The organism is Candidatus Borrarchaeum sp. (assembly GCF_019058535.1).
GTDB classification, from domain to species: domain Archaea; phylum Asgardarchaeota; class Sifarchaeia; order Borrarchaeales; family Borrarchaeaceae; genus Borrarchaeum; species Borrarchaeum weybense.
Map to the genome: position 1 here is coordinate 1 of NZ_JAHPYX010000007.1, position 7,775 is coordinate 7,775.

Sequence of the window (7,775 nt, forward strand, 5' to 3'; positions counted from 1 at the left end):
CATCCGTGAAATGTCTCATACGAATTGCACCAACATCACATTCAGATGAACAGCTTCCGCATCCATTACATAAGCCAGGATTAATTTTGGCTTTTAATTCCTTCAAGAATTTCAATTCTTTGTTTTCTACTTCCTCCATTTCAATTGCGCCGAACTGGCAAACATCAATGCAGAACTCACAGCCAACACAAACATCTGGATCGACGACTCCAACTATTGGCTCAGATTCCACATATCCAAGTACTAACGGGATTAGTGCTTTAGCGGCAGCAGCTTGTGCATGGGCTACGCTTTCTTCAACATTTTTTGGCCCCTGCGCAGTTCCAGCCAGATAAATCCCATCAGTTGCGAACTCAACAGGTCGTAGTTTCACATGAGCCTCCAAAAAGAATCCGTGTGAATCTGTCGGTACTTTTAGCATTTCTGCTAAGGCTTTATTATCATGAGCAATTAACGGTGCGGATAGAATCACTTTGTCTGCGGGAAGAGCAAATGTAGTTTCTAGAAGTGTATCAGTAATCTTCACCTGTACCTTACCATCCGCAAGCTGAGATACTTCTGGGGGATTGTCGGGATCGTATCTCAAAAAGCGTACTCCGCTATCTCTAACATCATGATAATATTCTTCTCCTGCTCCAAATACCCTCAAATCGCGATAAAGAACAAATATAGTACTGTTTGGACACCTTTCCTTAAGGACTTTTGCGTTTTTAAGTGACTCACCACAGCAGATAGCAGAACAATAAGTACGACCTTCTTTTTCTCTTGCACCCACACAGTTTATCATCACAAATGTGCCGCCTTCGTCTATTTTGTCGTCATGTATTAATTCTTCCAGTTCTGTCTGTGTACAAACATTTTCAATTTCACCATAGCCATAATAGCCAACCGGTTTTAATTCGGTACCACCAGTTGCTACAATTATTGTTCCGACATTTACAGTTTTTTCAGTATCACCCTGTAAAATGATTGAAAAATCTCCAATTGAGCCAGTAACTTCTTTTATTTCCGTTGCAAGCATCAGTTCTATATTTTCATGGGAGCGTATACTTTTTTCTAGGTCGCTAATAACCTCTTTAGTATCGCGTTCATAATTTCCATAGGTACGAATGCTTTTAAGATGTTTAATAAAGCCACCAACCGAACTGTCTCTTTCAACTAAGTATACTTTGAACCCCTTATCAGCTATTGTTTTTGCACTACTCATACCAGAGACACCTGCACCAATTACTAGTGCAGCGGGAATTACATCTTTCGTAATGATTGCTTGTGGTTCTAAAAGTGATGTTCTAGCTACCGCCATCCGCACTAAATCTTTTGCTTTTTTGGTAGCATCCTCAGGCTCGCGCATATGAATCCAACTGCACTGTTCTCGAATATTTGCCAATTCAAATAGGTATGGGTTTAGTCCAGCCTCTTCAATGGTACTTCGAAATAAGGGTTCATGGGTTCGGGGAGTACAAGAAGCTACAAGAACTCTATTCAATCGATGTTCCTTTATTTTTTCCTTTATCAATTCCTGGGTATCAGAAGAACACGTATATAGATTGTCAGTAGCATAAACGACATTGGGCAGGGTTTTTGCGTAGTCAACTACTTCAGGGACGTTAACAACGCCGCCGATATTGATACCACAATGACAAATGAATGCACCTATTCTGGGTTCTTCCTCTAGTGTTAGGTCTTCCTCTATTACTTTCTCTGGTTTTACTATTTCTACCTCAGTCCTAAGAACTGATTTCGCTGCTGCAGCACTAGCTTGGGCTACAGATAAAGGTATATCCTTTACACCTTCACATGCGCCAGCGAGAAAAACACCTGGAATATTAGTAGTTACAGGATCTGTTGCATCCTTTGCTTTAAAGAAACCATATTCATCAAGTTCAACGTCTAAAATTTTTGATAATTTGTCGTTGCCACTAGAAGGAATCATTGCAGGGCATAAAATTACTAAATCCGTTTTTAGTATCTGTTTTTCGAGCGTTGAAAAATCTCCATAGCCTATAAGCAATTCTCCAGTCTGATGATCTTCCATTATCTCTCCTGGCAAAGATTTAAGGTATTTTATGTCATAAGTCTCTTCTGCTTTATTGATATATTCTTCAAATCCCTTGCCAAATGTCCGAAGATCATTGTAAAGAATATATGCATCTATATGCGGGTCATGCTCGCGTGCAATTATAGCCTGTTTGGTTGCGTAAGTACAACAGATTTTAGAGCAGTATGGGCGAGCATTGACGTGAACACAATCCCGTGATCCAACACATGCAATAAAGGCGATAGTTTTCGGCTCTTTTCCATTTGATGGGCAGAGCACATGACCTCCAGTCGGTACATACGCACTTAGAAGTCGTTCAAACTCTAACGAACTTAAGACGTTTTTATACTGCAGATAACCATAACGAGTAAATGGAGAGGGATCTAGAAGTTCAAATCCAGTAGCGACAATGATAGCTGCAACATCTATAATCGTTTCAATAGGCTCTTGGGTAAAATCAACAGCTCCAGCAGGACACATGTTTCTGCAGGTTTCACATATCCCATAAGTGAAGTTAAGACAATGGTTTTCATCAATCGTATATATAAGAGGAACGGCCTGAGGAAAAGGAACATAAGTGGCTGCTCGTTTATCCAATCCAACATTGAATTCATTTATACTTTTTACCGGACAGTTCATTGCACATATTCCACAACCAGTACATTTCTCCTCATCAACATATCGTGGTTTTCTCAAGATTTTAGCTTTAAAATGACCTTGGTCAGTCCTTTGAACGTCTAGTACTTCACTGTAAGTCCAAAGTCTGATATTTGGATGTCGGGAACATTCTACCATCTTTGGGCTTAAAATACACATAGAACAATCATTCGTCGGAAAGGTCTTATCCAATTGGGCCATCTTTCCACCAATACTTGGTTCTTTTTCTACTAAATATACATTGACGCCCTGTGAAGCCAGATCTAATGCTGCCTGTATGCCTGCTACTCCTCCTCCAATGATCAGAACCTGTTGTATAGCATCTGTGGCCATATAAATCCCCAATATTGAACGTTTTCTTGCCTATCCACAATACTGCTTTTACCTTAAAGATTTTTTGAATTAACATAAATCTTCATCATTAGAACAAACTAAACTAAGAGATGGGAAGATAGATGTCTTTATTGTAAAATGCTGATTAATAATTTCGTTAATCTCGTTAGAAACAACATCTACACATTAATTCACAGTATAGCGTTTTTCTGCTCCATCTAAACCCAAGCACTGATTTAATAAACATCGGAAGAAATATATTTTGTGTAGATGAGAATTATATTGATCTGCTGAATGAGCTTATTCACGAACAGGGATGTTTATAATCACCAGAAATTCACGTAAAGTTAGTTAAAAATCTAAATAACAACAAATGTCAATAGAATGGGTTGTCTAATGTCAACAGAAGAAAATGTCGCTGTAATAGAGTTACCATATACAGAAAGTGTAGCTTGCTATATCGAAAAAAAAGGAAAGTACTTATGGTCTTTTACATTTGTTAAAGACGGATCAGCAGTATTATTTAAGGGAAATATTCTCAACCCTGATCAAGACAAACTTATTGAATCAATTACAGAGAATATGGCTGATTATTTCTCATCATATGGGATCTCAGGATTGAAAGCCGCTGTTAATAAGGTTTTAGATGTCATAGAAAACCCAGATAATTACACATGGCAGAACAGAGATGACATGGATGTTCTGAATAAGACACCTGAAGACCTAGCAGAAATTGAAGAAGAAGAAGAAATTCCTCTTACCGATATTAGTGAAACTGAAGAAACAAAAGAGACTCTTGTTGAAGTTGAAGAAATTAAAGAAACAGAAACACCACTTTCAGAAACTATTGAAACACCCATAAGCGAAATCTCAGAAGAAAAGCCCGAACTGTTAATAAAAGAGATAGTAGTAGAGGGCGGAAAAACCACACTTCAAATTCATGCGAGAAGTCCAAATGAATGGCAAATAATGGCAATTCATGGACGATCAGAGAGCCCATTCGCAATAAATATTTCATCAACAGTTGTAGATGATGTTGCAGATAAGTTAAATGAGCAGTTAGAATTTTTTTCCTTTTCAGGAGCATATGATGCTGCAGAAAAACTTGTTGACGTCTTAAACAACATCGAAGAATATTTTCCGAAAGAAGAGGTTTCAGTATCAAGTGGTGATGAGATATCTATCGAAGAAATGCCTTCACTGGAAGAAATCGTAAAAGAATTAAGAACTGCTAAAGATGTTGATCGTTATATTGAGTTGATGAAAGACAGTGTGAAAGACGAGGAAAGAATGGCCTTTCTAAAAGACATCCGGATCGCACATGTGGAAGACGTAACTGGACATATTTATCGACGTGGAGCGGACAAATGGCTTCTCTCATTTTCTTCGACTAATACAGGAGAGAGTTTGTCAAAAACGTTACAAATTAATGAACTCACTGACGAAGACATAGCAAGAGTATTGAATCAAGGAATTCCGCAAATTTCTTTATCAGCTGCTTTGTTAGCGGCAGAAAAAGTACTACAGGTAATACAGGAACTCCGACAAAGGCCTCAAGAGGAACTTGTTATCAATCAAGCAGTTGAACATTTCTTACAGGTTGTTCAAGAAAATAAAGATATTGAAAAAGCGACAGAACTTTCAATTGAGTTATTAAGGAAATTCGGTGAGTTGAAGAACTCACTAGGCGTAATAAAATTCGGTTCAAAAGCAATTTCATTGCTTGATATGCGAGAAAAATATTCTGATGCCAATAAACTAAGAATGAATATTACAGAGCAGTTATTAGAATTAGATATTGATCTCTTCATTGAGTTTGCGGATGAAAGTATCAATAAATTAATTGAGCGAGGGCAGCTATTAGATGCTTCAAAACTTTGTAGTATGCTAGTAGATGCATTGATAAAACGTTATTCAGAATATCGAGTTGATTTACGTGTAATTATTCAATATATGAAGAGAACGGTTGAAGTATTACAAAAAGCCGATCTAATGAGAACACTTGCGGAGTATTCGGTTGAATACGGGGAATTCCTGTTAAACAATTTTGACCAGGTATCGGAAGATGATCACGAATTGAACAATTTAGTTAAAGAAGAGATTGTTGAATTCTTTACATCAGCACTTAATTTTTATGAAACGTTAGAAGATCGATTTGATCTACTGGAGACTGCTGAAAAAGCTATCAATTTACTTTCAGAAAATGAAAGATTGGAAGAAGAAGCAGTTATACTCTCGCAAAGGGGCTTTAAGTATTTCCAAGAGGAAGGTAAAGATGATCTAGTACTTGAACTTGCATCTACTCTTTCAAAAAGACTAATGAAAGAAGAAGAAAAGAAATATCTTATAGCTTTAGAGTTTGTAAATGCTGTCATAAAGATTTTCATTGAACAAAAGGAATTTGAAAAAATCGTTAAGTTTGGCTTTGAAACCGTTGATGACCTGATCAAGATCAACCAGATGAGTGAAGCACGTGAATATCTGATTACATTTACAGATTTCGCCATACAATCTTATGAAGATGATTTTGATAAAACAGCTGAAATAACACTAAGTTCAGCAGCTAAAATGAAGGAAATTGGTGAAGCTAAGGAAGTCATTGATCGTTTATTCACATTAATAGAATATACTGAAGATATCGATGAAGCACTTAAAATTTATAACGAAAAAGCGCTTCCGATGTTATGCAAAGATGATGATTTGCATCTAGCTACAGAGTTTATTAATCAGGTTAGTGAATATATCTCACAACTTGGAGGACCAAATGCACCAAAACGAGTTGCTGAATTTAATTTTTCATTTGCAAAAGCGATTCTTAAAACCGAGAACTATAGCCTTGCTTTAGAATATCTAGAAAAAGCTTATGAGTCCTATGAAGCATCTGGAGATACCTATACAGCGATTAAAGTTTATTTAGACACGTATGAGATATTTGTCAATTCGAAATCAGAAGAAGGCTTCAAAGTTATTTCATACATCACTGATTATTATCAAGAAAAGCGTTTACTCAGATTGCTTATTCCAATCTTAGAGAATACAATTGATATTCTAATTAAAAACGAAGTCTACGCGAGTTGCTTAGAATACATCACTCAGGTAGCGACACTTTATGAAGAAATGGCAGACATAGATAGTGCATATACTATATTAGCGGAACACAGAGAGATTTTACAAGACAAAGACTTAAGTTTAGCAAAGAAATTGACTGAACAACTTTTAAACCGGGCAATTAATGTTGATCACGATTATAACGCAGGAATAGATATTTTAAAGCCATTTATTGAATTTTTGATTCAGCAGAAAAACTATGAAACTGCATATGAATACATCACACAACTTAGGGAGTTTTTTAAAGCATCTAAAGGCATAGGGAAAGGGACTGTGCTGCTTACACAATATAAAGATCAGATAGTTGCAACTGGAGATATTGGATGGGCTGAAAAATTAATTGAGTTTATTGTTGAGATGAATCTCGCTGAACATAGAGAGACGATTGCAGCTATAATCAGTAGAGAATTCTGTGAACAATTGATTTCTTTAAATCAGTACAATCGTGCTGTTAAGCATGCTAAGACAGCGGCTCACCACTTCTTCAAATCAGAAAAACATGATGATGCAATTAATTTTTTACAGGAACTTGTTGAGTCCTTTGAAACAAATGATCAATTCAAAATAACTGATCAAGCTGAAATAATCAAAACCCTGGCTGAATTGAAAGCGAAGACGGAAGAATGGACAAACGCCGCAGCACTTTGCATTCGATTTGTTAAAAAACTGCTAGCCGCAGAAACTCAAAATATTGAACTGGCAAATACAATGATGTTAACTGCAATTGAGATCACTAAAGCTCACGATCCAACTAAGGCTATTGATATTGCGCAGAAATATATAGACAAACTTGATACTTTAGGAAGATATGAAGATAGTGCTCAATTTACGCTTGAAATTATAAAGATATATTACACAATTAAGAATCCTGATGCCGCTGAAGAATATGCAAAGCAAGCTATCCAAAAACTATTGAAAACAGAAGGTGTTAGAGCTGCACAAAAGTTTGTTCAAACATTAGTCTCTGAAGTTAAAGATCTTAAAACTTTAGAGAACCTTCTTTTAAGCCTTTCTGAAGAATTCACAAGTGCGGAATTTATTGAGGCGGCTAGGGCAGTTTTTGAGGAAGTTTTACAGACATTACAAGTAGAAAACAGAGCACGAATAAGTGCAAAATTATACGAGAAATTTTCATTTCTAGTTCAAGAATTCAGTCAAGATTTAATGGTAGAATACGCTTATAAGGCCGCTGATCACTTCCGCAGTTTTGAGGACTTTATCGGCATGACTAGAGTGTTTGAAAATCTCTCAGATCAATTAGCTTTTGATGATTTTGATCGTGCAGTGAAAGTCCTAAAAAGATGTATCTTTGTTCTCAAACAACTTAACGCAAACTTTCCTTTGCAAAACTTGATTCTTCATTTAGACGAAAGAGAAATCACATTACGTGCCATGGAATTAGGGATGGATGTTAAACAACTACTTGAAATCGAGTGAAATTAAAAATAGTTATTCAGAATCAGATATATCAGTTCTTTTTTGAGCTTCGGCTTCTTTCATGGCCAATTCGGTTAACTCTTTCATTATCAGACTATGAATGGCGGGTAATAAAGTCATAGTTCTATTATTGGAAGTGTATTCTCTTTTTGCTGCAGTACGTACGGTTTTTAGACGTTCAGTGGTCATAATACCTTTATCG

Annotated in this window: 3 protein-coding genes; 1 reads left to right on the forward strand and 2 read right to left on the reverse strand. The window is 36.5% G+C overall.

Going from position 1 to position 7,775, the window contains the following annotated elements; all coding sequences use genetic code 11:
* The coding region (locus tag QVB70_RS00335; RefSeq protein ID WP_287582238.1) for a CoB--CoM heterodisulfide reductase iron-sulfur subunit A family protein at positions 1-3,028 on the reverse strand (3,028 nt) is incomplete at its 3' end.
* A 396-nt stretch (positions 3,029-3,424) separates the two neighbouring features.
* Between QVB70_RS00335 and QVB70_RS00340 the strand changes: the two genes are divergently transcribed.
* Complete coding sequence (locus QVB70_RS00340; RefSeq protein WP_287582240.1) at positions 3,425-7,573, forward strand: hypothetical protein; 4,149 nt, start codon at positions 3,425-3,427, stop codon at positions 7,571-7,573.
* Between the two features lie 12 nt (positions 7,574-7,585).
* Here QVB70_RS00340 and QVB70_RS00345 read toward each other — a convergent pair.
* Positions 7,586-7,775, reverse strand: a 190-nt coding sequence (locus QVB70_RS00345) for a hypothetical protein (RefSeq protein WP_287582242.1), incomplete at its 5' end; no start/stop codon positions are given.